The sequence below is a fragment of the Helicobacter suis HS1 genome (assembly GCF_026000295.1).
GTDB classification, from domain to species: domain Bacteria; phylum Campylobacterota; class Campylobacteria; order Campylobacterales; family Helicobacteraceae; genus Helicobacter; species Helicobacter suis.
Genome location: NZ_AP026769.1, coordinates 1,518,385 through 1,543,808, shown reverse-complemented (window position 1 = coordinate 1,543,808; position 25,424 = coordinate 1,518,385). Strand labels below are relative to the sequence as shown.

The following is a 25,424-nucleotide window of genomic DNA, read 5'->3' as shown; positions in this document are numbered from 1 at the left end:
ATGGATGCCCTATTGCCACACCATTTTTTAAGTGTTTTGATATTCTTCCCTATCCTAGCGTCTTTGCCCCTTTTTGGGTTACAAGATAAACAGGCTAAGATTTATGGCGTCGTGATCGCCTTTTTAGAATTGCTTTTAGTTTTAGGATTGTGGGCTGTATTTGATAAACAAACGGGCATGATGCAGTTTGAAGAGTCTGTAGAATTACTCAAACTAATGGGCATTAACTACCATGTGGGTGTAGATGGGATTTCACTCTTTTTAATCTTGCTTACTGCCTTTGTGATCTTTTTACTATCCTTATATGTTACAGAACATGCTAAAGACATGCTAATTTGCTTTCTTCTCTTAGAGGGGATTTTAATGGGTGTGTTTAGCGCGCTTAACCTCATCTTTTTTTATGTGTTTTGGGAAGCCTCGCTTTTGCCAGCACTCTATTTAATCGGGCGTTTTGGGGTTAAAGATAAAATCTATTCTGCACTTAAATTCTTTCTTTATACCTTTTTTGCCTCTTTGTTCATGCTTTTAGGGATTATCTATTATGCCCATAGTTGCCTCACTTTTTCAGGTAATCCCTACTGGGATTTTGATCTAAACACCTTCTCACAAGTGATACCAGCCCAAGAGCTACCCGGTAATGCGTATTTATGGGTCTTTGGGGCGCTTTTCTTAGGCATTGCGGTTAAAATCCCTATTTTTCCTTTCCATAGCTGGTTACCTTATGCTTATGGTAACGCCCCTGTTGCCGGATCAGCCCTACTTTCTGCCTTACTTCTTAAAATGGGCACTTATGCAGTGGTGCGCTTTTTACTCCCCTTATTCCCTAATGCCGTACTCTATCTTTTATTGCCTCTGAGTACTTTATCCCTATTCATGGTAATTTATGCGGGGATTTTAGCCTGTGCCCAAAGAGAGATGAAACGGCTGGTTGCTTATAGCTCCATGTCGCACATGGGTGTAGCGCTTTTAGGGTTATATGCGCTTAATACAGAGGGCGTGGGCGGAGCTATCTTTACAATGTTTTCACACGGCTTAGTCAGCGCCGGGCTTTTTATGCTCATTGGCATGCTTTATGATCGCAGCCGCTCTACTAAAATAGTGGCCTTTAAAGGATTAGCCCAAACCATGCCGGCCTATGCCACCTTTTTTATGATCATTCTTTTAGCCAATGTGGGCATGCCCTTAACTAGCGGTTTTGTAGGTGAATTTTTAAGTTTACTAGGCTTTTTTAAAATCTCCCCTCTTTTTGCGCTTTTAGCCGGAACCACCATTATTTTATCTGCTATCTATATGCTAGTGCTGTATAAAAAGGTCTTTTATGGTTTACCAAATAGATGTGTACAGGCGTTTAAAGATATATGTTGGCGTGAGAAAAGCATCATGGCATGTTTAGTAGCTGCTATTTTATTTTTAGGCATTTATCCTAAGCCTCTTTTATCTCCTATTGAGCGAAGCGTGCAAGTGTTATTACAAACCCTACAAGGGCGATTAATTTCCTAAGGACGATAATGAATTCTATCCTCTCTTCTTTATCCCCTGAGTTAGATATACAAGCCCTCTTACCCATGCTCATTAGTGTAGGCGGGGGTATTTGTCTTTTATTGATCAATGCCTTTATGCGTTTTTCACGCGGGTTAAATGTATCTTTAGCCTCTGTATTTTTAGCCTTTAATCTGGTGGTTATCTACACTTACAACCCCCCTATAGAGAATATAGGGACTATTCTTAATGATAATTTTGCCCTCAATGGGCAGTTATTGTTAGTCTTAGCTAGTTTTTTACTTTTGCTATTAGTACAAAGCCAAGAGCGCTTTACTGAGTTTCAAACCCCTGAATTTTATTCTCTCTATCTCTTTATGAGCGCTGGTTTTGAGCTTATGGTTTCTACTGATCACTTATTACTCATTCTCTTAGGTTTAGAAACCGCCTCTTTATCTATGTGTGTGTTAATGGCTCTAAATTATAAAAATACCGGCATTGAAGCGGCGATTAAATATTTTAGTATGGGGGTTTTGGCTAGCGTGTTTTTTACAATGGGCACAGCTCTACTTTATTTTCTTACCGGGTGCTTAGATTTAGCAGGAATTAGCGATGGCCTTAGAAGTACACTTTTTGATAAAGCCATGCCATTAACCCTACCTATTTTTCTCTTAGCGCTTGCGTGCATGCTTGGAGCGATTGGCTTTAAAGTCTCTCTTGTGCCTTTTCATACTTGGATGCCTGATATTTATGAGGGCAATAACCCGGTCTTTGCTGGTTTTATCTCCATTGTGCCTAAAATAGCCGGGTTTGTGGTGATCTTGCGGGTACTCTATGTCTTTGCTCACACTTCAATCTTTGATACTTTTGCACCCACCTCAATTATTAACATTGAGCACCTCTATACATTCCTCATTGCCCTTACTATCACAATCCCAAATGCGATGGCACTTTTACAAAAAGATGTTAAGCGCATGATGGCTTATAGTTCTATTTCTCATACTGGTTTTGCGCTTGCCTGCGCTTTTGTTGGATCGTCGGCTCTTTTTGTCTATTGGCTTTTATTTTTATTCACTAACATCGGGGCATTTGCCGTACTTTGGATGGTTAGCAATCAAGATGATGCAAAAGCACACACCTATAATTATCCTTATGAGCGCTTTAATGGCTTGATTCAAACCAAACCCTTTTTAGCGCTATTAAGCGCGATCTTTTTATGCTCTTTAGCCGGTATTCCTCCCTTTTCTATGTTTTGGGGTAAAGTACTCATCTTGCAACAAGTTATTAGCGAACACCAAATCTTTTTGCCTATTGTGATGATGTTAAATAGCGCGGTGGGTGCGGTTTACTATCTGCGCCTTATAGTGGCGATGTTTTTTAAAGAACCGGTCAAATCTAGCGCGCCCCTTTCAAGCAATGCCAATACAACCCTCTACACCCTCACCACTACTATGGCTTTTTTATGTGTCTTTTCTATCTTTGTTTTACAAGTGTATATGGGTTCTAATAGAGTCTAGTCTATGCCGCGCATTTTAGGGCTTTTAATGCTAGCATGTGCGCTATTGCCTGCACTGAGTCTTACTATCACAAATGGCAGAGAAAAAGGGGAGGATTTTGCAACCCTCACTCTAACCCATGATAAGTCCTTCAAATGCAAAGAAGTCAAGTACCCCTTACAAGAAATTATCTGCACCATTGCCTCAATCCCTTCAATGGGTTTTATGCCTTTCCAAACAGAGTTTCTCATTCTCTTAGGTTTAGAAACCGCCTCTTTATCTATGTGTGTGTTAATGGCTCTAAATAAACAAAAACTCTTCGCGCTCCCCTATGATTATAAACAAAGTATCCCCATTCAAAGACTATCCTTAGAATCTTCTAAAACATGGCAAATTGTGGGTTTTGTACACACCATTCCCTTTTTGACTACAAAAGACCCTACAGCGGTGTATCCTGAGGGTTTGAATTTTCCTATTTTAATTGATGAAGCCCAAACGCCCTTAATTCCAGAATTAGATGTGGATAACCAGCCTATTATGCACGCTAAAGATCAAGGTTTAGGAGAATATCTTAATACCAAGCGCTTGATTGATAATGGTTATTATATGGAGGCTTTAGAATCCAATAGCCGGGTTTGTGGTGATCTTGCGGGTACTCTATGTCTTTGCTCACACTTCAATCTTTGATACTTTTGCACCCACCTCAATTATTAACATTGAGCACCTCTATACATTCCTCATTGCCCTTACTATCACAATCCCAAATGCGATGGCACTTTTACAAAAAAAGATGTTACTTTAGGCAATGCTTATAGTTCTATTTCTCACATGCCCCAAGCAGCTTCAACTTTTAAGCGCATTATTGAGGAATACCCTAAAAGTCGCTATTCTCCTCTCTCGCAAATGCGTTTAGCACAGCAAGCAGCCAATGAGGGTAATCGTAGCGCGGCTTTAATGGGGTTTCAAAAAGCCTATCAAGAGGCTAACTTTAATGGCTTGATAAGCGACATTGCTTTTAATTGGACTATTAAGCGCGATCTTTTTATGCTCTTTAGCCCGGTATTCCTCCCTTTTCTATGTTTTGGGGTAAAATACGAATATTTCATGAAACACCCGGCTAGATCCTATGATCTACTCACTGAACTTAAAAACCGCGCCATTTTTAGACCCGCTATTAAAATCGCTACCCTTCTCTCCCATCAAAGCAATGATTTTAATGTCCAAGAAAAAGCTACCTTTGAATTAGGTCTACTCTATGAGAAAAACAACCAGCCCAATGAAGCCCACCTAGCTAACTCAGAATACATAGATAATTACAATAACGCTACCCACATCGCCTTAGTCAAAGCCCGCGATAAAAAAGTGCTATTTTTAATGCATGGGAATTATGATGAAAAATTAGCCCGTTATAACCAAATCCTTAAAGATTACCCCGCAAGTTCTGATGAATACCAAAAGGCTTTGGAGTATAAGGCGGCTTTACTTTTAGAACACCGGTATTATAGTCAGGTTTTAGAGCTTAAACTCAAACAAAGCTCCCCTTATGTACAAGGCGCTTTAATTGAGTTAGGCAAGGGAGCGCTTAAAGATGCGGATTGTAAGAGCTTTAATTCTTTCTTAGTACGCGTTACTGGCTTTGATCCCCATGTCTTTAATGCTGATGAACAAATACAGGCCTTTGATTGTCTTTACCAACAAGCACTTTATCAAAAGGCTGCTATCTTTTCTCAAAGTGCTCTTAAAGATAAATCTACAGATAAACTAGCATGGCTATATAGACAAGGGCGCAATCTCTACGCGCTTAATGATTATCAAAATTCTTTACTAGCCGCTAAAGACGCGCTTTCTTTGGCTATACTCAGTCAAAGCCAAAAGCACTATGATATTGCCTTTACAGTGTTTTTAGATTATATGCAAACTAATAACCCACAAGAGGCGTTTAAAATTTATGCTGATTTAGCAAAATGGTTTAAAGAAGATGCGCGCATGATTGAGGTGTATGCTTTACTCTTGCAAAATGAAGCCAAGAGTACAAATAATCCCACAACTTTAGAACTCTATGCTAAAAATCTCATTGCCTTGCAAGATAAATATGAAAACAACACCTACACCCCCTATGCCCAAAACCAACTCATCAGCGCTTTAATACGGCAGGGTAAACTCAAAGAAGCCCTAAAACAAAGCGATTTATTATTAAGTAAATCTCTAGAGCCTAAGGATAGACAACATGTACTTTATAGCAAGGGCACGATTTTAAAACAGAGTAACCAATTAGTAGAAGCACAAAACACTTTTAAAGCCTGTGTAGCCGTCTCTACTAATTCGCCTTGGAAAGACCTCTGTTCTCAGGCACTTAATCTATTAAAACCCTAAGGATTTTTATGCAACTTGATTCTAGTATTTTTAGAGAATACGACATTAGAGGGATTTTTGATCAAAACCTCACAGAGGAGGTGGTACGCCAATTGGGTTTACATCTGGGTGCTTTAATGGCTAAAGAGAGCGACTCTGTGGCTGTGGGCTATGATGCACGTACCCACTCGCCTATTCTTTTTGAGTGGCTTAAAAGCGGGTTAGAAAATTTTATAAAAGTCTATGATCTAGGACTTATCCCCACCCCTATTGCTTACTTTGCTACCTTTCATCCGATTCAAGATACCCACCTTAAAAATTCTATTATGATTACCGGCTCACATAACCCGCCTAATTACAATGGTTTTAAAATCACGATCAATCAAAAACCCTTTTACGGACAGCAGATTCAAGAACTCCAAGAGCAGATGCGTAAAAACCCGCTAGCATTCAAGCCACATTCAAGTAAAACGCATACATTACCCGCTAAAGAGACCTATCAGACCTATTTAATTGATGCCTTTACCTCTTTAAAAAACTTTCCCTATAAAATTGCGCTAGATTTTGGCAATGGTGTAGGGGCTTTGGGGCTTATACCTGTATTACAAGCCCTTGATATTTGCTTTGATAGTTTGTATGCTAAGCCCGATGGGACTTTTCCTAACCACCACCCCGATCCAAGCGAGGCTAAAAATTTAGAGGATTTAAAACAGCACATGCAGGTACAAAATATCTCTATAGGGTTTGCCTTTGATGGAGATGGCGATCGCATCGCCTTACTCACACCTAATCACATTTATACCGGCGATGAACTAGCTATTTTATTTGCCCAAAGTTTAGCCAAAGAGGGGATTAAACCTATTGTAATTGGCGAGGTGAAATGTTCGCAGGTGATGTATGATACGATCAATGCGCTAGGGCAGGCTATTATGTATAAAACCGGGCATAGCAATTTAAAAGTCAAACTTAAAGAGATAAACGCCCATTTTGCGGCTGAAATGAGCGGGCATTTATTCTTTAACGATCGCTATTTTGGCTATGATGATGCGCTTTATGCCTGTTTGCGCCTTTTAGAATTGTTTGTGCGCACCACGCCTACAGAATTAGAAGAGATCATTAACGCCCTACCTTATTCTTATAAAACCCCTGAGGAAAAAATTAGTGTCAAAGAAGAGGAAAAATTTAATATCATTGAAAAACTCAAGAGCGCACTAAAGGGAAAATTAGATCCAGATTTTCCGCCCATTGTTGAGATCATAGAAATTGATGGGGTACGGGTGGTCTTTGAACATGGCTTTGCTCTTGTACGGGCAAGTAACACCACACCCACGCTAGTAACCCGTTTTGAGGGCAAAGATAAAGAATGCGCGCAAAACTACAAGAGGGCTGTGCTAAATCTACTAGAAAAACAAAAAGGATAAGGGATTAAAGCCCCCCCAGCAAGGGGGGAATAGCATAACTAGTCTTGGTTGTTGCTGTTATTGCTATTGTTATTGTTGTTGCTGTTATTGCGGTTGCTGTTATTGCTGTTATTGTTGTTATTGTTGCTGTTGTTGCTGTTGTTCCTGTTGCTGCTCATAACAATCTCCTTTCATTAAGATTTGAAAACCCCTAGAGCTAAAGCCCTAGGAAGTTTTCGTGGGGCTAGTTTAGCGTAAGTTCTGTTTACTTTAGTAAACAGAGAGATAAATCAAGACAAAGCCTCAAAAAATAAACTTTTAAACCCTTATTTTAGCCTAGCAGGTGCACTAAATCATCCTGCATAAAACCGCTAGCATTCAAGCCACATTCAAGTAAAACGCATACATTACCCGCTAAAGAGACCTATCAGACCTATTTAATTGATGCCTTTACCTCTTTAAAAAACTTTCCCTATAAAATTGCGCTAGATTTTGGCAATGGTGTAGGGGCTTTGGGGCTTATACCTGTATTACAAGCCCTTGATATTTGCTTTGATAGTTTGTATGCTAAGCCCGATGGGACTTTTCCTAACCACCACCCCGATCCAAGCGAGGCTAAAATTTAGAGGATTTAAAACAGCACATGCAGGTAGATGGTTTATTTTTAAATGAATCGCTGGCCCTATTAAGTGCACCAAGTGCACTGATTTTGAAAATAGATACTATCAAATAAAACTTCCTCTCAGGCTCTAAAGGCTAATCATCCCCATCCTCTTCCTGGAACGCTTGGTTAATCCAAACCTTGCCTTTTCCTTCTCCAGGGAGATACAGATCATACATAGGAACCCCTTTTAACGATAAACTTACTGTCTTCTCCTCATTTGTTCCATTTAAATCTAGGACATATAATGTTAAAACCGGTACACCCTCATCTATGTCGTTTTTAGAGACATTGCCAGATGTTATTTTTCTATAACCCAGTTTTACATGATCATCATGTACTTCTGCCCCCCCACGCACCATTGCACGCACCTGTATTTCAGTTTTTGCTCCATTAACCTTCAACTTATCCCCCACGGCATCACCCTTACCACTAGTAAACAAACGCACAACACACCATATTTGATGTTCTTCTTCTTTTAGACCATATAAGAAATTTTCCTCCAGATTTTCTTTGAAAACCTGAGATCATAGAAATTGATGGGGTATGGGTGGTCTTTGAACATGGCTTTGCTCTTATACGGGCAAGTAACACCACACCCACGCTAGTAACCCGTTTTGAGGGCAAAGATAAAGAATGCACAGAATAAGATTTTCCTTATGTATTTGCTCATCTTTTGAAAAATCAGAGAGACTTATTCTCTTATCATCACCGCGTGAAAGTACAGCATTTCCCATCTTATTTCTAGCTGTGGGTAACAGTTCAGAAAAATGCTGAATTTTTAGTGCAACATCTAATGGAGTTTGTTCTTCATCATCTCTCATTTTTCTAAGTTGTTCCATTTTTTCAAGTTGTTCCTTGAGGTTATTTGTAACTTCAGTGATCTTTTCAAAAATATCTTGAACTTCTTTTGGCATGTAAATTTTGCACAAATCCTCATAGCCATCCCGATAGCCAAACCAACGGGCCATCTGCGTGAGAGTATCAGCGGTAACTTTTTTCTGTGATTTTTTTGAATCGTGTAGCCCCCGAATGAAATAACTCACACTTAACCCCTCAAGTGTAAGCCCACGCGATAATCTCAATCCGCCCACCACAATTACATTTAATGTGCTTTGTTTGTAATCAAGTCCCTCTTTGCTTTCTTGGTTGACAAGTCTTACTGATACACTGGGTACTACCGTATCAAGCAATACTCTTTGCACTTTCTCCCTAGTGGGCTAAGAGGTGCAAGGTGTGCTCGTAATTTTTATAATTTTAGAAAAAATTAATTTTAAAGTTCTCATAATGTATTTGAGTTACAGTTAAATCTAAAAACATTACCGATGGTTTATTATTAAAGCGAGTAACATTTTACTAGCATGCTGTTATGTTCTTTCTGCTTTCTTAGATGCCTTATAGCTATATTAAGGCAAAAAACATGAACAGCCTCTAACAAGCTTGCTGGCAAATATGGAACTTTATGATTCTTTCCGTGTTCTATGGGGAAGGCGCTTTCATAATCTGAAATATTTGAACCCCTTTTAACGATAAACTTACTGTCTTCTTCTTGAAGTCCACAGTAGTTAGTGGGCGGTCTAAGAAAGTGGATAAAATTCTTTGGAAAGAGATCGGGAAGTTTGCCTTTTTCTAACTTGAAATCGATAAAAATATTGGCAAAGGGCGTGGCTGTATAGGCAATATAAGAGCACCATTGCACGCAATTTTATTTCCCTCTAATCCCCTTATTAATAGCACTGGGTTCCTCCTCATGGGCTTTATTGATGTCAATGGATCCATAATCTGACTCATCATCAATAAGTAACATGGCATGCTCTGAAATTTTTTCCTTATAAGTGCTAAATATTTTTGCAATGCTACTAAGTACGTCCTCATGCTTTTTAACGACTAGGACTAAGGTATTTTTGTTGTTAAATCGATTAACTGAATAGCCTTTTTAACATCTTTACTCTTAAAATCGTCTTCCTCTGTTACCAGACTCACAGGATGAGGTTTTTCTGTAGACACTTTTCCTACACCAATTAATTTACCAGCACTATCCTTGCCCACAAACATTTCATTGATTCGCCTTTGTGTTTGGCCTCTTACATTCTCTTTATCCCAGGCAAGAATAACGATGAATTTATATCCCGCGTCTACGGCTTTATTAATAAGACAAGCATAGTTTGAAGTTTTGCCTGATTGCACAGCCCCTACTACCATGCCATATACACCTTCACTGCTTTGTCTTGGATCACCGATTCGATTCATGATTGAGTCTGTGTCTTCATCGATTGGTTTAACCACCTTTGGTGCATAACGATCCTCGAGATATTTCTTTAGTCTATTCCAGTAGAAACTCTCACTTCCAAGTTTAAGTTCACTGTACCACGATGTGTCGCGTTCTCTTTGCTCCTCTCCATAGAAAGACACTCCCATGTCCATTTTTACATTAAAATGATCCACTAGGTCTTTTTCTAACTGCTCATAATCATTATCATCTAAAGTCTCTTCTTCGCACCCGTGAAACATCTTTTTTTTTGAGCGATGGATTTTCCATGATCTCTTTAATGGTTTGTATCTGGTTGTTTATATCCTCTTTGATAACTTCACTCTTTTCCTTATACACTTCCTTGAGCTCTCTTTGTGCGAATTTAAAAGCCTTGTTATAGAGATCATCCATCAAAACACTCCATTCTTTAAAAATAAAAACAAGCTAGCCACTTATGCGGACAACTCAAGAGCCACAAGTCTACTTAAAAGTATATTAGGCGCGCTTTAAAACTCTCTTGAGACTTTCTAAAAATGGCGGTAGTTTGCGTTTTGGTAGTTTGGATAGTTTGCCTATTACACTCAAGGCTAAAACACTCAAGGCTAACCCGGCTAATGATCTTTTTGATTTTTTCTTAGCTAGAGAAGTGCTAGATAATCCACTATTAATGGCCACTAACAAAAACACGCAAAAACTAGTAGGCCAAAAGTTAGGGCGCTGGTATGAATTGCAAATTCAAGGCACAGAGTTAGTCAGTTTAGAGCACTTCAGACAAGCGCCCGTATTAAAAGAGGGCTTTGAGATTAAGAAGTTAGATTTTGATGAGCTAGCTAAACGCGCGCCTTCTGAAAAGCCCTATCCCTTCACCCAAAGAGTGCTAGCCACAATCAAAAGCGTGCTATCTTTATTAAGCTTGAATGATAAGCAAGAGTGGCATGTATTAGATAGCCCAAATTATAAACAAGGGCGGAGTTACTACACAAGAGCGCCAAGTATTGAGGAGGTGAGGGAGGCGATCGCGTAATGCAATATTTTAAAAGCCGCGAAGTGTTGGGATAAAAAATTAATTATTGAACACCCCGATTTTGAAGGCATAGTTATGCCATTTGGCGGGATCAAAGAAAAAACAAAGACAAATTTTTAGTAAGGTGCATTTCAATAAAAGAGGCATGCACATTGTGCCTTTTGTCAAGGGCGAGCGTGGTTAAACTAGAGGATTACACAAATAGAAGCTTGGGTAGGAGAGTTGATTAAGTGGCTATAAACCCCAAACATTGGGATATAATTTAAAACTCTCCGGCAGAAATCCCACTCGTCTTTAGCGGGTGGGATGAATGCCACTAATTTGTGGTATAATGTCCCCATACATTCGTATCTACGGCAGGAAGTGTCGGAAGTTACGCCTTTGGAGATATGATGTGTGAGACCTGTAGGGAATGCGTTGGAGCTCAAACTCTGTAAAATCCCTACTATAGGGACACAGAGTGAGAACCAAACTCTCCCTACGGGCAACATCAGCCTAGGAAGCCCAAATGTCTTTAGCATTTGGGCACTTCACTTAGATTTGTGCTACGCTTGAAAAACCGTTTCTAGGCAAATTTCTCAAGTTTTTTCTTGGAATAATGGTTTTAGAATTTAGGTGATTGATGATAAGGTTTTTAGCTCTATCCGTTTTTTTTTTTTTTTTTTGTAGTCGCAGACGCCCGCTCTTTTGCCTCTTATCTTAGTGGCGCTTTTTTCTCTTTGGGCATGAATCTTGGGGGCGGAAGTGTTTTAATCTCCAAACAACCCCCCTTACAGCCAACAGGACATGGACGGTACAACTCTTTACAAATAGGCATGCAAACAGAAGGGGGGTATCAAAGATACTTCACGCCTTTTTTTGGGGTCTCTTATTATGGCTATTTTGGCTACCGCTATTTGTATATGAATAGCGCGATGAAAATGGCTAGCGATTTAAATAATGTCAACCGCTACACTCTAGGTTTTGGCGCTAATATGCTTTTTAATGTCTATAGCAAGATCAAAAACGCAGACAAAGCCCACCCTAAAATGCAGGCATACGGCTTTTTTGGCGGCTTACTAGTTATGGTCAATATCTGGACTGAAAGCCTCTTAGATCAAAGCCATAGCTATGTCAACAATAACGCCAACTTCAACGCTACACTTGGTATTAGTCTACGAACCGATCATTTTAAATGGAGTTTAGGGTTTTATGTCCCGCTTACTAATCAAATCCGCGTGATTAAAATCCCTAGTAGAAGCGGTGGGCTAGAAACCCTTGATATTATAGATAACTATAAAAGTACCCAAATTTTCATGAATTTTACACGGGTTTTTTAGATGATATCAAGATTAGCTTTTCTTTTCTTTCTGCTATTTTCTTTTATCCAAGCCCACCCCTACTCCTCTTATTTAGATGGTCCCTTTCTTTCCTTTAGCATGGGAGGGGGACCGGGGGATATTATGCAAAGTAGCAACGCTAGCTCAATTAATACTCAAGCCCAACAAGCCTACCAAGCAGAAATTAGCGCCTATGACAAAGCTATTTCTTCTTTGCAAGATAATAAAGAACAAACCATTACCCAGCTTAAAAAATTAGCCGAACAACTCCAAGAAGCAAACCCCTCCTCAGTAGCCCTAGATCACCTTGTTGATAAATTAGACGCATTAGCTAAAAATCCAGATGTTAAAAATCTGCTAGCTAGTGTGAATAGCTCTTTATCTGCCTACCAACAATATCTTAACAATACGATCAACTCCTACAACAAAGAAAACCAGCAACTCATCAACAGCGCACAACAAGCGCTTAAACATGATCAAACCCAGATCAACCAAGCCAACGCGCAAAATTTAAAGACACTCAAACAGGCTATCAGTACTTTTAAATCGCTAAATAGTGCGATTGAGCAAATTTCTAAGGATTTAGGCATATCCTACACTCCCCTATCTCTCCCCCCACCTCTAAATACAGATATCTCTTCTCTAACCCCCTCTGAAGTTTATCAAGCACTCTTAACCCTTTCTGGCGATATTAACAAAATGGTGGGCTTATTTAGCCAAGATGATAAAACTTTAAGCCAAGATGATCAAAAAATTGCAGTGGAAAATGCTAATAAGCTTTCTGCATTAAATGCTACTAAAAATGCAGACATCACCCAAGCGATGAACTCCATTACAGGGGTAACAGAAATTTTAGGGCGGGCTTTCCACAACCAGTGGATCAATTATGCAGACGGACGCACCTTTTTTTTAACCAATGAACAACATAGCTCTTATCTTACCGCTGGCGATCTGTGTGTCTTTAATATTATTTTTAGCAATGGTTTATCTGGCGCTAATGGTTGTGGGTATCAAGAAAATGCATGGAATCAAACGCCAACTACTACCAACAGCACTAGGACGCTTTATAATGATTATGAACAGGCGCTTAAAAAAGACGGTTATACCAATGCACAGATTTGGGGTACGCTTTTTAATTTACAAAAACTGGAGCATAAATTTACAATTTATCCTTCTGACTGTGATCATGCAAATGTGGGTTGCGTAGCAAATAAACAAAACTTCCAAAAATTTTTTAATCTGATGAATAACTATGTGGGGGCGGCTGATTTTGCGGGCAATTTTAAAAACTCCTCTATGTATACCACTCTACTAGGGGATTTACAAAGTGGAAGTAGTTTAGCTGTTAGTAACTTTTTAAATGCCTATACCCATGTCTTTGCTACAGATATGATAGATTTTTTTGTACTTAATCCTATATGGATCATGAGCGTTGTAAGCGGTTCTCATAAGCCCCCACAAACACCCCCCACACCAGCACAGGCTGCAAAAGATACCCGATATGGGAACAATGTTACTTACTGTTATCGGAGCCCTACAGTGGGACTAAGTTTTTCAGAAGGCTATCAAGTCTGCGGATACAACTCTTGGGCGAATGCAATTTTTGTGGGCTATTTTGGGTTTTTAACTAATCAAGTTTCTGATGTCTTACACGATGTCCTTGAAACCGCCTATGGCCCCACTGGTTCTAGCACAAGTCCAAGCTCTGATTCTGCACAAGCTAGTATCAACACCGCCCAGAGTGCCTACGATAACTGGAAAAATTTTACCCCCCAACAAATCTTTCCCCTCCAATCTATGCCTAATATCCCCACTCTAACCCCCACTACCCCAAGCGACATTATTCCTATTAGCACTAATGCGGCTAATCTGCCCCAAGTACAAAAACCCCAAGCCCCCTTAATCACCTTTTCTACTAAAGATTTGCGCCAAAACTCTTTAAGAATAGGGCTATTTACAACTGCCGGGTATCAAAAATATTTTAATTCCTTTGTGGGAATGTCTTATTATGGCTATGCAGGCTATCGCTATTTGTATATGGGTACACAAAGCAGTATAGATAATCTTAATCGCTACCAACTAGGCGTGGGGAGTAATTTACTTTTTAATGTTTATAGCAAGATTAGCGTACCTAAAATGGGGCTTCCTAGAATAGGGCATGTACAAGTTAGAGCTTATGGTTTATTTGCTGGGCTTTTAGGGGTGGTAAACTTTTGGAATGCGAATTATTTTGGGGGCTCGCTTATGCGCTATGATTTAAATATTGATATAACGGTGGGCATAAGCGCGCGGTTTAACCGTTTTAAATGGAGTTTGGGCGCGCATATTCCGCTAGTTAATCAAACCCGTAGTCTTGATCCAGATGGTAGCCTTAAACTCATTGATAGCTATAGAAGTACAGGTATTTTTATGGGCTTTACGATCTTTCCAATGCTGTAACAAAACCCCAGCTTAGTAGGTAATTTGTTGAAAACAAGCAACACTAGCTAAAAATCTATTAGCACTAGCTGCGTTATTTATTCTACTTGTTTAGGTTCGCCATCATTAGGGCATTGATCGGCTGGGGCTTGCTGGGCTAGACCTTTTGCAACAGCGGGCTTTTTATTTGAACAATTAGCCGTACCTGCAGTTTTAGTACAACCCATCACCAAAACACTACTCAGGATAAAAACAAACCACTTAATTTTCATAAAAATCTCCTTTAATTGAGAGTTTAACGCTACACTTTTTAAAATAACTGCGTGTTAACGATTAACTTTTTTGCTTAATTTTATGATTAAAAGCCACATCATAATAAGAAATCCTATAAAAATTGAGGGCAGCACATAAGAGTAAGTACTACTTTGTTCTAAAGAGTGGCGCATCCAAGTACTTGCATAGTAGGCTAGCAAACTTAAAATTAAAGTCCAAAGTATACAAGAGAGAGCATTTAGCCACATAAAGCGTTTAAAATCAAACTTACTTAGGCCAATGGCTAAAGGCACCATAGTTTTAACCCCATAAATGTACTTGTTAATAAAGATCAACCACGCGCCGTATTTGCGTATCCAGATATAAATTAAAGCAAATTTGCGTCTGTGTTTGGTTAAATAGGCATGCAATTCTTTTTTTTGGGTACGCCCCACATACACCAGTAAACAACTCCCCACAAAATTACCCAAACCCGCTACTAGCATGCTCACTTTAATATCCATGTGCCCCCCAGCGCTTAAAATCCCAGCTAGCACAATCCCCACATAGCCACTTCCAAGCGAATAGACAAATAATAATAAATAACCCCATGTATGAAACATATCTTGGAAATGCTGGAGGGTCTCTTGCACGCTAGTCCTTGAGAATTTTATGGTATAATAACACAAAAGTTTTAGGAGTCTATATGACAAGTGGCTACTATGCTGCTACCGGTGGAATGGTTAGCGAGTTTAATAAATTAGATCAAATTTCTAATAATTTAGCTAATCTAAACACCCCCGGTTTTAAGCGCGATGATGTGGTGGTGGGCGATTTTTTACGGCTTTATCAAAACTACCGCGATAAACTCCCCCTACACGATCAAACCAAACAAGCGGCTAAATATCTTAACCGCAATCTTAATCGCGTGCCCATTATCACTGAGCGCTACACTGATTATAGCTTAGGCCCTATGCAAAAAACAGATAATGAACTAGATTTTGCTTTAAGTGATTCTAATGCTTATTTTGCCGTGCAAACCCCACAGGGGGTGGCTTTTACGCGAGATGGGAGTTTTACTATTGATTCACAGGGGTTTTTAAGCACCAAAGAGGGTTACCATGTACTAAGCCGTGGGGGTATTGAAAACCAAGCAGGAATTCAGATGTTGCCCGGATCTAGTGTAAGTGTTAATCCTAATGGGGCGATATTTTTTAGACAGGGTGATGAGGAAGTGCCGGGGGGTAATTTAGCCATTGTAGGGTTTGAAAGCCAAAAGCTTTTAAAGAAAATAGGCAATAATTTATACACCTACCCACAAGAAAAAATGGCAGAAAGAGTAGAACTCAATGCGCCTATTGTGCGCCAACACTTCCTAGAAAAAAGCAATGTAAACGCCGTACTTGAAATGACTCGCTTAATTGAGGCTAACCGCCTAGTAGACATGTATTCTAAAGTTTTAAAAACCCATATGGACGACATGCATACAGAGGCCATTAATAAGTTAGCTCTCCGTGCATAAAGGAAATTTAATGCAATTATCAAAAACTTTAATTCTAACGGGAGCACTGACTCTAATAGGGAATTTACAAGCAGAACAAAGCGCTTTTTTTGTAGGCGCGATGTATGAAGTGGGGGGTTCTACTTTTAAGGCGCGTGTTTTACACGATCAAACCCCTAGCTATGCTGATCGTAACGCCATCACTCAAGGCATAGGGGTGCATATAGGTTATAACCAGCTTTTTGGACAAAAGGGGTATTTTGGGTTGCGTTATTATGGCTTTTATAACTGGGGGCTAACTAACTTTGGTAAGATTGTGTATAACAATGCCTCGTATTTTGGTAGAAATACCTTTAATTTATCCGGTTATGGGGTGGGAATAGATTTACTCATTAATTTATTCAATGGGGAGCGATCTAATTTTGGTGTTTTTGGCGGGGTGGCTGTAGGGGGCAATACTTGGTCTGCTGTAAATGGAAGCAATGCCACACAATTTCAATGGATGTTTAATACAGGGGTTAGGCTTGTGGTGGCTAGACATAGCGCTTTTGAGTTAGGGGTTAAAATCCCTATGCGTGTTACGCACATGTATACCCCAGTTATGGAAAATACTTATCTTTCCCTCAAGCGCGATTGGGCTTTTACAGCCGCCTATTACTTTCTCTTTTAGTCCTCTGTTAGCGCGTCTATGGGGGGTTTTAGTTCTTTTATTCATGGGTATAGGGGTTGGGGTTGTAATTTTTACCGGAGCCTGTGTAGCCCCTGTTATTTTTAAAACTTCTAGTATTTTACCCACACCTCTTACCCGGTATGATGCAGGTATTTTAATGAGTCATATTTTTATCCGCTCTAATTGGGTTTTAAACGCCCTAGCCTGTATCTTAGTGCTAGATAGTTTAATACTCAAAAAAGCTATTCTTTTACGCCTATCTCATCTGGCTAGTTCTGTTTTGATTTTTCTCTTCAGCTTTTATTACACACCCTTTATTCTTAGGGCTCAAAGTCTAGGGAGTGTTTATACTACAAGTGAAAAATTTATACAAATGCACGCGCAAAGTGAAATCATCTTTAAAATTCTTTTAACTCTGCTTTGTTTTTCATTTGTTAGCCGCGCTTTAAGAAATATGCCTAAAACTAGCCACTAAATTTTCTACTAAGAGATTAAACCCGTCTACTAAAATAAAAACTAAAATCTTAAAGGGTAAGGAGATCATCACTGGGGGCAACATCATCATACCCATAGCCATTAAAATAGAACTCACCACCATATCAATTACCAAAAAAGGTAAGTAGAGTAAAAAGCCAATTTGAAAGGCCGTTTTAAGCTCACTAATCATAAAGGCGGGTACTAAGATATTTAAGGGCACAGCACTAGCGTTTTTAGGGTTTTCCAAACGGCGGATTCTAAAAAAGAGGGCTAAGTCTTTTTCACGGGTGTTTTTAAGCATAAATTCTTTAAAGGGTACAATTCCCTTTTCAAAAGCCTCCGTATAAGAAATCTTTTCTACTAAATAGGGCTTGATCGCGCTTTCATAGCTTTGTTTAGCTGCAGGTTCCATGATAAAAAAGGTCAAGATGAGGGCTAGAGAGACTAAAATTTGTGTGGGCGGGGTTTGTTGCGTACCTAGGGCTGTACGCAGAAAAGAAAAAACCACAATGAGGCGGATAAAACTTGTCATCACTAAAACAAGCGAAGGGGCTAGCACTAGAAGGGTGAGTACTAACACAACATTTAGCGTTGTTACAAGCTGGGTAGGTGTATGGGGGGCACTTAGTGAAAGATTAATAGTAGGGATAACCGGGTCTTTAAGTGTTGCAGCACATGCTAAAGAAAAAGCCAAAATAGCCCAAAAGAGAAAAAAGCGCAACAATAGACCTTTGGATGGGGATGAGAAACTTTGAGTATAATAATCCTGATGTTAAAATTGCCTAAAGGGGATTAATGGCGGTTTCGGTTGTGATTTTAGCAGCAGGTAAGGGGACGCGCATGCGCTCTTCTTTGCCTAAAGTTTTGCATAAAATTTGTGGGCAGGAAATGTTGCTTTGGATTTTACAAGAAGCACTTTGTATTAGTGATGATGTGCATGTGATCTTACAACACCAGCATGAGAAAATAGAGGCGGTGATTAAAAAGGCATTCAAAGATACACCCTTCTCTTTACATTTACAAAATCCAAACTTCCCGGGCACTGGCGGGGCACTCATGAATGAAGATAAAAATCCTCTTAAAACTGCCCACTCCCATGTGTTAGTCCTCAATGCCGACATGCCTTTAATCACTAAGGAGGCACTACAACCCTTTATTAACAAAGCAAATAATGCCATTGGGGTTTTTAAGCTAGAAAATCCAGCCGGCTATGGGCGTGTACAACTCAAGCAAGGAAAAGTCAAAGCCATTATTGAGGAAAAAGACGCCAATACAACCACTCTAGCCCTTGATACCCTCAATGCGGGGGTTTATCTCTTTGATCAAGCACTTTTAAACACATTTCTACCTAAGCTAGATAATTTAAATGCGCAGAAAGAATACTATTTAACCCAATTAGTGCAGTTAGCAACTCAAGCAGGTGTAGAATTTACCCCCGTATTTGTCAACCCAACTTACTTTTTAGGCGTTAACTCCCAAAGTGAGCGCGCAAAGGCTGAGGAGGTGATGCTTAAGAGGTTACGCCAAAGCGCAATGGATCTAGGCGTGTGCATGCACTTAGAACACACAATCTATTTAGAAAAAGGCGTGGTTTTTGAAGGAAATTGTATTTTAGAGCAGGGGGTATGTCTTATAGGGCCTTGTTATCTTAAAGACGCACACATTAAAGCCCATAGTGTGATTGAGCAAAGCACAATTATAGCTAGTAGTGTTGGGCCACTTGCCCATATCCGCCCGGGCTGTTCTATTATTGATAGCCATGTGGGTAATTTTGTAGAAATCAAAAATGCCCAATTAAGCGGCGTAAAGGCCGGGCATTTGAGCTATTTAGGGGATTGTCAAATCCAAAGAGGAACTAATATTGGAGCGGGGGTAATCACCTGTAATTATGATGGCAAAAATAAGCACTCTATCACCATTGGGGAAAATGTATTTATTGGTAGTGATACCCAGCTTATCGCTCCTTTAAATATTCCCTCCCATGTACTCATCGGAGCGGGTAGCAGTGTGAGTCAAGAAATGCAAGAGGGGGATTTAGTGCTAACACGCGCCCCTCAAATTAATAAAGCTCAAGGTTATTACCGGTTTTTTAATAAAACTCCCAAAGTGTAGTTGTGCTTTAGGCTTTAGTGCTAAGCCTAGAATTTGGGTAATTTTGTTATAATAGGGATTTTGGAGAAGGCATGGATCATCGGGTTTTTACTTTTGCAGGTCTGATTAATGACGATCACAACTTCATCATCGGGTTTTACGCGGTATTTTGCGCCCTTTTTACTTTAATTATTAGTAGAATAGCCGCTCAGAGATTACAAATGGTGCCCTTTGGGTTACAAAATATCTATGAGGCTGTGATTGAGGGAATTTTATCTGTAGCTAAAGATGTAATTGGCGAGGAATTGGCGCGTAAGTATTTTCCTCTAACCGGCACCATTGCGCTTTTTGTCTTTTATGCCAATATGATAGGGATTGTTCCGGGGTTTGAAGCGCCTACGGCAAATTGGAGTTTTACACTTGTACTAGCTCTCATTGTCTTTTTCTACTACCATTTTGAGGGTATCCGTTCGCAGGGTTTTATACGCTATTTTGCCCATTTTTTAGGACCAGTTAAATGGCTCATGCCTATTATGTTTCCTGTAGAAATTGTTTCACACCTCTCGCGTATCATCTCTTTATCTTTTAGGCTTTTTGGGAATATTAAGGGCGATGATATGTTTTTACTCATCATGCTTTTACTTGTGCCATGGGTTATTCCCGTTGCGCCCTTTATGGTGCTCTTTTTCATGGGCATTTTGCAAGCCTTTGTTTTTATGATTTTAACCTATGTCTATTTGGCAGGTGCTGTTTTGGTAGATGAGGGGCATTAAATCTTAAAATGAATAAAGATACGCTGATTTCGCTTTTGGATTTCTTTGCCGGGTTGTTTGCAGGGATTGCGCTAACCTGTGGGGGGCTGTGTTTTTTTATTTTTAGCGATTTTGGTTTAGTGGTCTCAATCTTTTTAACTCTCTTTGTTTTTGCCCTTTTTAGTTTCTTTGCTTTGATCTCAAAATCCATGTCTGCCATGCTTAAAGAAAGCTCTAAGGAACGCCTTTAAACAATCTGGAAGCTTATTGGATTACCCCTGCTTTTGTTGGTGGTCTTTGTACAGAGGCTTTCCAAACCCTTTTACAATCTGTTTTTAAAACCCACTCTGTTGATAGAGCATGCCTAAGAGTTACACAAATAGCCAATTCTCATTTAAAACTTTTTGTACAAACCTGCCATGCCCACCATGTTATCAGTTATCTTAACCTAGCCAATCTTGAATTAAGTGTACAAAAAGCGTTAGAACATGGTTTTATGGGCGTGCATGTCAAGGGAGCAGAACTTGCAGGTATTACAACAATTCCGCCCACTCTAAGCCGTTTTTATAGCGCCCACAGCGCCTCAGAAGTCATGCAAGCTTTAGATTTAGGGGTGCAGTTTTGCACTTTAAGCCCTATTCTTGCAACGCCTAATAAACCACCCCCACTAGGCTTAGATTATTTAGATCAATTTTGCTTAGAGGTTAAACAACACTTATTTGCCTTAGGGGGTATGCGCTTTGAACTGGCCACACTTCTAGCAGACAAGGGTTTAAGAGGGTTTGCGGGCATGCGTTGCTTCTTAGATAAATAGCCCTATTTTTTTATACAAGTGATCACGGCTAGCCTTTAGTTTATGTTATACTAGGCGGTTTTTAATTTAAGATAAAGGAAAACCATGCAATGGCATCAGGTTTATGCCCCCTTACTGGGAAACATTTGGCTTAGCGCGCTGGTTGCTGTCTTACCCATTGTGCTGTTTTTCATGTCCTTAATTGTCTTTAAGTTAAAAGGGCATGTAGCCGCGTTTTTAAGTGTTGCGCTCTCAGCACTCATCGCGCTTATTGTGTATAAAATGCCTGCAACGATGGTGTGGGCTAGCTTTGCCTATGGTTTTCTTTATGGCTTGTGGCCTATTGCATGGATTATCATCGCGGCGATATTTTCCTATAAACTGAGTGTCAAATCTGGGTATTTTGAAATCTTAAAAGAAAGCGTACAATCCATCACCCCCGATCACCGCATTTTAGTAATTCTAGTTGGCTTTTGCTTTGGATCATTTTTAGAAGGTGCGATTGGTTTTGGAGGACCTGTAGCCATTACAGCAGCCATTTTAGCCGGACTAGGGCTAAACCCGCTTTATGCTGCCGGGCTATGCTTAATTGCTAATACCGCACCGGTGGCCTTTGGGGCGGTGGGTATTCCTATTAGCGCTATGGCTGGAGCGGTGGGTGTAAGCGCACTTGCTATTAGCGCCATGGCGGGCAAGATTTTATTTTTCATTAGTCTACTTGTACCTTTTTTTATCGTCTTTTTAATGGACGGGCTGCGCGGGATTAAAGAAACTTTTCCGGCTGTTTTTGTAGCCGCCTTTAGCTTTGCTTTAGTGCAGTATTTAAGTTCTAACTATTTAGGCCCTGAACTTCCCGGAATCCTCTCAGCAATCATTTCTTTAGTGGCTACAGCTGTATTTTTACGCTTTTGGCAACCTAAACATATTTTTAGAAGCGATGGGCAAACCCAAAGCACCCACCACCAACACCCGATTCATAAAATTTTAATCGCTTGGACTCCCTTTATTATTTTGATTTTAGCCATTATTGTCTGGACACAACCTTGGTTTAAAAATCTCTTTGCTAAGGGAGGGGCACTTGCTTTTTCTGATTTTTACTTTGAATTTACAAGCATTAGCCAAAAGATTTTTAAGAGCGCTCCTTTTGTTATAGAGGGTAAAAGCCCAACAGCTCCCGTTATTTTTAAACTCCCCTTAATTAACACGGTAGGTACAGCTATTTTTGTTGCGGCTATTTTGAGTGTGCTTGTGTTAAAAGTTAAAATGAGTGAGGCGGTGGGTGTTTTTGGCGAGACACTCAAAGAGATGCGCTATCCGGTTTTAACAATCGGGCTTGTGTTAAGTTTTGCTTATGTTTCTAACTATAGCGGGATTTCTGCAACAATGGCGCTAGCACTCACCCATACCGGTAAAGCCTTTACTTTCTTCTCGCCTATCATCGGCTGGGTGGGTGTGTTTTTAACCGGGAGTGATACAAGTTCTAATTTACTTTTTGGATCACTCCAACAACTCACCGCTAATAATTTAAAAATTCCTGAAATTTTAACGATCACAGCTAACACTGTGGGGGGGACTTTAGGCAAAATGATTAGCCCTCAAAGCATTGCAATTGCCTGTGCTGCAGTGGGTTTAGCGGGTAAGGAATCTGATCTATTTAAATTCACGGTTAAGTATTCTATTTTGTTTGTGATTCTAATTGGAATTGTTGTTACGATTATTGCCTATGGTTTCCCTCAAGTTGTGCCTGTTTCTTAAGTGAATTAATCTTGGAGTTGAGTAAAACCATTTTTAACCGATATAGCAAGCGCCAAAGCAAGGAAGCTTTAGGAACATTAACAAGGAGTTATTATGGCATTTCAGGTTAACACGAATATCAATGCGTTAAACGCCCATGCGGTGGGGCTAGTAACACAACGCGATTTAAAAGAATCGCTTGAACGCTTGAGTTCTGGTTTGCGCATTAACAAGGCAGCTGATGACGCTTCGGGTATGACCATTGCGGATTCATTGCGCTCTCAGGCTAAAAGTTTAGGGCAGGCTATTTCTAATACCAATGATGGTATGGGCATTATCCAAATTGCAGATAAGGCAATGGATGAGCAAATCAAGATTTTAGATACCATCAAAACTAAGGCTACACAGGCCGCTCAAGATGGGCAAAATACCCAATCCAGAAAAGCCCTTCAGGCTGATATTGTGCGCTTGATTCAAAGTTTGGATAATATCGGGACCACCACCTCTTATAATGGACAAACTTTATTATCAGGCGCGTTTTCTAATAAAGAGTTCCAAGTGGGGGCGTATTCTAATGAGACCATTAAGGCTAGTATTGGATCAGCTACTTCAGATAAAATCGGGCAAACAAAAATTGTAACCGGTAGTCTTATCACCGCCGCTGGAGAGGTGGCCTTAACTTTCAAACAGGTTAATGGTACCCATGATGTAACTTTAGAAAGCGTGAAGATTTCTACTTCTGCAGGTACGGGTCTTGGTGTGTTAGCAGAGGTGATTAATAAAAACTCTAATGCAACAGGTGTACGGGCTACGGCTAATGTGATCTCCACCTCAGATACGGCTGTGCGTTCGGGTAACCTAGATAACATAGTACTTAACGGTGTTCATATAGGTAATGTGGTGGGCATTAAGAAAAATGATAGCGATGGCCGTTTGATCGCTGCAATTAATGCTGTAACCTCCCAAACCGGTGTAGAGGCCTATACAGATGCCAAAGGACGGCTTAATCTTAGAAGTCTTGATGGGAGGGGAATTAGCCTTAAAGTTGATGATGAAGGGGGCAATCAAAAGGGCGGTTCTGGGGTTATGGCCTTAGATACCATGAATGGAGGCCAAAAGGTTACAAATGGTTCTTTAAATTTTGGCCGTCTTTCTTTAGTGCGCCAAGATGCTAGAGATATCTTAATTGTTTCTGGGGCAAATGTAACCGATCCAAATGCCGGTTATAAAGCCATTGGTTTTGGTAAGGGTGAAACGGCTAGTACTACGGTTAATCTTAGAGATGTTTTAGGTGAATTTAACCAAGCCGTGCGCTCTGCCTCAGGGGCTAACTACAATAAAACCATTGCCGCAGAAAATCTCACTTTAGGTTCTGGGGTTACCACCCTTAAGGGCGCTATGGTGGTGATGGATATTGCTGAGTCTGCACAAAAAATGCTAGATAAAATCCGCTCTGATTTGGGTTCTGTGCAAAACCAAATGGTTAGCACTGTTAATAACATCACGATCACCCAAGTGAATGTAAAAGCAGCTGAATCACAAATTAGAGATGTGGATTTTGCTGAAGAGAGCGCTAACTTTAGTAAAAATAATATCTTGGCCCAATCTGGTAGCTATGCCATGAGTCAGGCTAACACCGTGCAACAAAACATTTTACGGCTCTTAACTTAGTTAGTCTACTAACCACAGGGCAATTTCATCGGCTAGGGAAAAATCCCTAGCAATTAGCCTTTTGTTTTCTATGACACAGATTTTCTCTTTTAGAAGTGTTTGGACTTTTAAAGAGTCTAAGCCTTCTAAAGGCACGCCCAAGATACAGCGCAAACCTAAAAACAACGATTCAAACCACAAGTCTTTTTGGCTTAGATTTTCTACCCGCGCTTTAAAAGGGTTGTCTATATAGGTGGCAACATCTTTAATTTTATAAAGCCTTTGTTGTTTGATTCTCCCCACAGCCCCTGCCCCACAACCAAAATATTCTAAACCCTCCCAGTAGCCTAAATTATGGCGTACCTGATAATCTCTAGCATAATTAGAAACTTCATATTGTTTAAACCCTCTATCTTTTAAACATTCTTTGAGAAATGTATCTAAATGAAGAAGTTCACAAGGGTTAATATCTTTAATAAGCCTTGTATTATCCTCCAGGGTGAGGCTGTAGGCTGAGAGGTGATCAATGGGGAGTTTGCTAGCCTGTTTGCATTCCTCTTCTAGGCGCTCTTTTGTATCCAATGGGGTGTTATAAATCAGATCGATACTTAAATGCTCAAAGCCACTTTGATAGGCTATATCAAGTGCTTTAAAAATAGCGCTGTGATCGTGTTCTCTTTGTAGGAGGTGTAATTTATCAGGAAAAAAGCTCTGCACGCCTATAGAAAGGCGCGTAGCCCCTAGTTGTTTTAATATACAACACCACTCTTGATTAATTAGGTCTGGATTAGCCTCTAAAGTGATTTCTATATCTGATTTTAAATAAGCGTATTTGCTAATAGCATTAAAAATTTGCTCATAAAACTTAGGCTTAAGGCTATTAGGCGTGCCCCCACCCACAAAGATAGAGGAGAGCACAGGGGAGGTTATTAGACTTGCCTTTAGATCACAGATTAAAGCCTGTGTGTAGGCTTCTTTTAGCGCATCTAAACCTACAAAAGAATTAAAAGCGCAGTAGCCACATTTGCTTTGACAAAAAGGAATGTGCAAATACAGGCTACTAGGGCTCGGGATTTTAAACATGGCTTAATCTTTAAATTAGTA

General features: G+C 39.9%; 25 protein-coding genes and 3 pseudogenes. 20 read left to right on the top strand and 8 right to left on the bottom strand.

Annotated elements, in window-relative coordinates:
* The 7 genes and pseudogenes from OO773_RS08560 to OO773_RS08530 all read left to right on the top strand — a co-directional run.
* Positions 1–1,500: a complex I subunit 4 family protein gene (locus OO773_RS08560; RefSeq protein WP_006564115.1), complete on the top strand. Its 1,500-nt coding sequence runs from the start codon at positions 1–3 to the stop codon at positions 1,498–1,500.
* An 8-nt stretch (positions 1,501–1,508) separates the two neighbouring features.
* Positions 1,509–2,996 carry an NADH-quinone oxidoreductase subunit N gene (locus OO773_RS08555; protein ID WP_178137349.1) on the top strand — a complete coding sequence of 496 codons (1,488 nt, stop codon included), beginning with the start codon at positions 1,509–1,511 and terminating at the stop codon, positions 2,994–2,996.
* Between the two features lie 3 nt (positions 2,997–2,999).
* A complete protein-coding gene (locus OO773_RS08550) occupies positions 3,000–3,662 on the top strand; it encodes a DUF7494 domain-containing protein (protein WP_264828540.1) in 663 nt (220 codons plus the stop codon).
* 141 nt (positions 3,663–3,803) lie between these two features.
* On the top strand, positions 3,804–5,348 hold the full coding sequence (locus tag OO773_RS08545) for a tetratricopeptide repeat protein (protein WP_264828539.1): 1,545 nt from the start codon (positions 3,804–3,806) through the stop codon (positions 5,346–5,348).
* Between the two features lie 8 nt (positions 5,349–5,356).
* Positions 5,357–6,748, top strand: coding sequence for a phosphomannomutase/phosphoglucomutase (locus OO773_RS08540; RefSeq protein WP_006564112.1), 1,392 nt, complete (start codon positions 5,357–5,359; stop codon positions 6,746–6,748).
* 44 nt (positions 6,749–6,792) lie between these two features.
* The gene (locus tag OO773_RS08535; protein WP_163556552.1) at positions 6,793–6,942 is read left to right on the top strand and encodes a hypothetical protein; all 150 of its coding nucleotides are present in this window, start codon (positions 6,793–6,795) and stop codon (positions 6,940–6,942) included.
* A gap of 147 nt (positions 6,943–7,089) precedes the next feature.
* Positions 7,090–7,394: pseudogene (locus OO773_RS08530) on the top strand (phosphomannomutase/phosphoglucomutase); the annotation flags it as partial.
* 89 nt (positions 7,395–7,483) lie between these two features.
* Here OO773_RS08530 and OO773_RS08525 read toward each other — a convergent pair.
* Positions 7,484–7,837, bottom strand: coding sequence for a hypothetical protein (locus OO773_RS08525; RefSeq protein WP_163499958.1), 354 nt, complete (start codon positions 7,835–7,837; stop codon positions 7,484–7,486).
* A 74-nt stretch (positions 7,838–7,911) separates the two neighbouring features.
* On the opposite strand from OO773_RS08525, the pseudogene OO773_RS08520 reads away from it, so the two are divergent.
* Positions 7,912–8,037: pseudogene (locus OO773_RS08520) on the top strand (hypothetical protein); the annotation flags it as partial.
* Positions 8,038–8,215: 178 nt separating this feature from the next.
* On the opposite strand, the pseudogene OO773_RS08515 reads toward OO773_RS08520, so the two are convergent.
* The 3 genes and pseudogenes from OO773_RS08515 to OO773_RS08505 form a co-directional block, all read right to left on the bottom strand.
* Positions 8,216–8,593 (bottom strand): annotated as a pseudogene (locus tag OO773_RS08515) (Z1 domain-containing protein); the annotation flags it as partial.
* Between the two features lie 688 nt (positions 8,594–9,281).
* The gene (locus tag OO773_RS08510; protein ID WP_141556971.1) at positions 9,282–9,833 is read right to left on the bottom strand and encodes a hypothetical protein; all 552 of its coding nucleotides are present in this window, start codon (positions 9,831–9,833) and stop codon (positions 9,282–9,284) included.
* 31 nt (positions 9,834–9,864) lie between these two features.
* On the bottom strand, positions 9,865–10,050 hold the full coding sequence (locus OO773_RS08505) for a hypothetical protein (protein ID WP_040499129.1): 186 nt from the start codon (positions 10,048–10,050) through the stop codon (positions 9,865–9,867).
* 133 nt (positions 10,051–10,183) lie between these two features.
* Between OO773_RS08505 and OO773_RS08500 the strand changes: the two genes are divergently transcribed.
* The 3 genes from OO773_RS08500 (at position 10,184) to OO773_RS08490 (ending at position 14,421) form a co-directional block, all read left to right on the top strand.
* Positions 10,184–10,663, top strand: coding sequence for a hypothetical protein (locus tag OO773_RS08500; protein WP_141556970.1), 480 nt, complete (start codon positions 10,184–10,186; stop codon positions 10,661–10,663).
* 725 nt (positions 10,664–11,388) lie between these two features.
* Complete coding sequence (locus OO773_RS08495; protein WP_073115602.1) at positions 11,389–11,982, top strand: outer membrane beta-barrel protein; 594 nt, start codon at positions 11,389–11,391, stop codon at positions 11,980–11,982.
* Positions 11,983–12,105: 123 nt separating this feature from the next.
* Positions 12,106–14,421: an outer membrane beta-barrel protein gene (locus OO773_RS08490; RefSeq protein ID WP_050780128.1), complete on the top strand. Its 2,316-nt coding sequence runs from the start codon at positions 12,106–12,108 to the stop codon at positions 14,419–14,421.
* Between the two features lie 77 nt (positions 14,422–14,498).
* Here the strand turns inward: OO773_RS08490 and OO773_RS08485 are convergent, their stop codons facing one another.
* Both OO773_RS08485 and OO773_RS08480 read right to left on the bottom strand, forming a co-directional pair.
* Positions 14,499–14,672, bottom strand: a complete 174-nt coding sequence (locus OO773_RS08485; RefSeq protein WP_155729039.1) for a hypothetical protein — start codon at positions 14,670–14,672, stop codon at positions 14,499–14,501.
* Between the two features lie 54 nt (positions 14,673–14,726).
* Entirely contained in the window at positions 14,727–15,305 is a 579-nt protein-coding gene (locus OO773_RS08480) for a DedA family protein (RefSeq protein ID WP_050780127.1), read from the bottom strand.
* A gap of 53 nt (positions 15,306–15,358) precedes the next feature.
* Between OO773_RS08480 and OO773_RS08475 the strand changes: the two genes are divergently transcribed.
* Genes OO773_RS08475 through OO773_RS08465 form a run of 3 tightly spaced genes read left to right on the top strand, consistent with a single transcriptional unit; the run spans position 15,359 to position 17,298 of the window.
* Positions 15,359–16,174, top strand: coding sequence for a flagellar hook-basal body protein (locus tag OO773_RS08475; RefSeq protein WP_176485200.1), 816 nt, complete (start codon positions 15,359–15,361; stop codon positions 16,172–16,174).
* A gap of 10 nt (positions 16,175–16,184) precedes the next feature.
* Positions 16,185–16,823, top strand: coding sequence for an outer membrane beta-barrel protein (locus OO773_RS08470; RefSeq protein ID WP_034376008.1), 639 nt, complete (start codon positions 16,185–16,187; stop codon positions 16,821–16,823).
* 43 nt (positions 16,824–16,866) lie between these two features.
* Positions 16,867–17,298, top strand: a complete 432-nt coding sequence (locus tag OO773_RS08465; RefSeq protein ID WP_233424209.1) for a DUF4149 domain-containing protein — start codon at positions 16,867–16,869, stop codon at positions 17,296–17,298.
* Here OO773_RS08465 and fliP read toward each other — a convergent pair.
* Positions 17,269–18,021, bottom strand: a complete 753-nt coding sequence (gene fliP, locus OO773_RS08460; RefSeq protein ID WP_006563849.1) for a flagellar type III secretion system pore protein FliP — start codon at positions 18,019–18,021, stop codon at positions 17,269–17,271. The genes OO773_RS08465 and fliP overlap by 30 nt on opposite strands.
* 74 nt (positions 18,022–18,095) lie before the next feature.
* Here fliP and glmU point away from each other — a divergent pair, with 74 nt between their 5' ends.
* The 6 genes from glmU to OO773_RS08430 all read left to right on the top strand — a co-directional run bounded on the left by glmU (position 18,096) and on the right by OO773_RS08430 (position 24,341).
* Entirely contained in the window at positions 18,096–19,412 is a 1,317-nt protein-coding gene (glmU, locus tag OO773_RS08455) for a bifunctional UDP-N-acetylglucosamine diphosphorylase/glucosamine-1-phosphate N-acetyltransferase GlmU (protein ID WP_073115605.1), read from the top strand.
* 71 nt (positions 19,413–19,483) lie between these two features.
* Positions 19,484–20,164 carry a F0F1 ATP synthase subunit A gene (locus OO773_RS08450; protein ID WP_006563847.1) on the top strand — a complete coding sequence of 227 codons (681 nt, stop codon included), beginning with the start codon at positions 19,484–19,486 and terminating at the stop codon, positions 20,162–20,164.
* Positions 20,165–20,172: 8 nt separating this feature from the next.
* Positions 20,173–20,394 carry a hypothetical protein gene (locus OO773_RS08445; protein WP_034376010.1) on the top strand — a complete coding sequence of 74 codons (222 nt, stop codon included), beginning with the start codon at positions 20,173–20,175 and terminating at the stop codon, positions 20,392–20,394.
* A gap of 245 nt (positions 20,395–20,639) precedes the next feature.
* A complete protein-coding gene (locus tag OO773_RS08440; RefSeq protein ID WP_231102923.1) occupies positions 20,640–20,957 on the top strand; it encodes a thiamine phosphate synthase in 318 nt (105 codons plus the stop codon).
* A gap of 84 nt (positions 20,958–21,041) precedes the next feature.
* On the top strand, positions 21,042–22,691 hold the full coding sequence (locus tag OO773_RS08435; RefSeq protein WP_006563846.1) for an L-lactate permease: 1,650 nt from the start codon (positions 21,042–21,044) through the stop codon (positions 22,689–22,691).
* Between the two features lie 93 nt (positions 22,692–22,784).
* Positions 22,785–24,341: a flagellin A gene (locus tag OO773_RS08430; protein WP_034376012.1), complete on the top strand. Its 1,557-nt coding sequence runs from the start codon at positions 22,785–22,787 to the stop codon at positions 24,339–24,341.
* Here OO773_RS08430 and hemW read toward each other — a convergent pair whose 3' ends face one another.
* Complete coding sequence (gene hemW, locus OO773_RS08425) at positions 24,342–25,403, bottom strand: radical SAM family heme chaperone HemW (RefSeq protein ID WP_006563844.1); 1,062 nt, start codon at positions 25,401–25,403, stop codon at positions 24,342–24,344. It lies immediately after the preceding gene.
* Positions 25,404–25,424 lie beyond the last annotated feature (21 nt).

What these genes read in the sequence shown, in the direction of transcription:
- OO773_RS08560 (WP_006564115.1), top strand. Translation starts at nt 1, where the DNA reads ATGGATGCCCTATTGCCACACCATTTTTTAAGTGTTTTGATATTCTTC.
- OO773_RS08555 (WP_178137349.1), top strand. Translation starts at nt 1,509, where the DNA reads ATGAATTCTATCCTCTCTTCTTTATCCCCTGAGTTAGATATACAAGCC.
- OO773_RS08550 (WP_264828540.1), top strand. Translation starts at nt 3,000, where the DNA reads ATGCCGCGCATTTTAGGGCTTTTAATGCTAGCATGTGCGCTATTGCCT.
- OO773_RS08545 (WP_264828539.1), top strand. Translation starts at nt 3,804, where the DNA reads ATGCCCCAAGCAGCTTCAACTTTTAAGCGCATTATTGAGGAATACCCT.
- OO773_RS08540 (WP_006564112.1), top strand. Translation starts at nt 5,357, where the DNA reads ATGCAACTTGATTCTAGTATTTTTAGAGAATACGACATTAGAGGGATT.
- OO773_RS08505 (WP_040499129.1), bottom strand. Translation starts at nt 10,050, where the DNA reads ATGGATGATCTCTATAACAAGGCTTTTAAATTCGCACAAAGAGAGCTC.
- OO773_RS08495 (WP_073115602.1), top strand. Translation starts at nt 11,389, where the DNA reads ATGAATCTTGGGGGCGGAAGTGTTTTAATCTCCAAACAACCCCCCTTA.
- OO773_RS08490 (WP_050780128.1), top strand. Translation starts at nt 12,106, where the DNA reads ATGCAAAGTAGCAACGCTAGCTCAATTAATACTCAAGCCCAACAAGCC.
- OO773_RS08485 (WP_155729039.1), bottom strand. Translation starts at nt 14,672, where the DNA reads ATGAAAATTAAGTGGTTTGTTTTTATCCTGAGTAGTGTTTTGGTGATG.
- OO773_RS08475 (WP_176485200.1), top strand. Translation starts at nt 15,359, where the DNA reads ATGACAAGTGGCTACTATGCTGCTACCGGTGGAATGGTTAGCGAGTTT.
- OO773_RS08470 (WP_034376008.1), top strand. Translation starts at nt 16,185, where the DNA reads ATGCAATTATCAAAAACTTTAATTCTAACGGGAGCACTGACTCTAATA.
- OO773_RS08465 (WP_233424209.1), top strand. Translation starts at nt 16,867, where the DNA reads ATGGGTATAGGGGTTGGGGTTGTAATTTTTACCGGAGCCTGTGTAGCC.
- glmU (WP_073115605.1), top strand. Translation starts at nt 18,096, where the DNA reads ATGGCGGTTTCGGTTGTGATTTTAGCAGCAGGTAAGGGGACGCGCATG.
- OO773_RS08450 (WP_006563847.1), top strand. Translation starts at nt 19,484, where the DNA reads ATGGATCATCGGGTTTTTACTTTTGCAGGTCTGATTAATGACGATCAC.
- OO773_RS08445 (WP_034376010.1), top strand. Translation starts at nt 20,173, where the DNA reads ATGAATAAAGATACGCTGATTTCGCTTTTGGATTTCTTTGCCGGGTTG.
- OO773_RS08440 (WP_231102923.1), top strand. Translation starts at nt 20,640, where the DNA reads ATGGGCGTGCATGTCAAGGGAGCAGAACTTGCAGGTATTACAACAATT.
- OO773_RS08435 (WP_006563846.1), top strand. Translation starts at nt 21,042, where the DNA reads ATGCAATGGCATCAGGTTTATGCCCCCTTACTGGGAAACATTTGGCTT.
- OO773_RS08430 (WP_034376012.1), top strand. Translation starts at nt 22,785, where the DNA reads ATGGCATTTCAGGTTAACACGAATATCAATGCGTTAAACGCCCATGCG.
- hemW (WP_006563844.1), bottom strand. Translation starts at nt 25,403, where the DNA reads ATGTTTAAAATCCCGAGCCCTAGTAGCCTGTATTTGCACATTCCTTTT.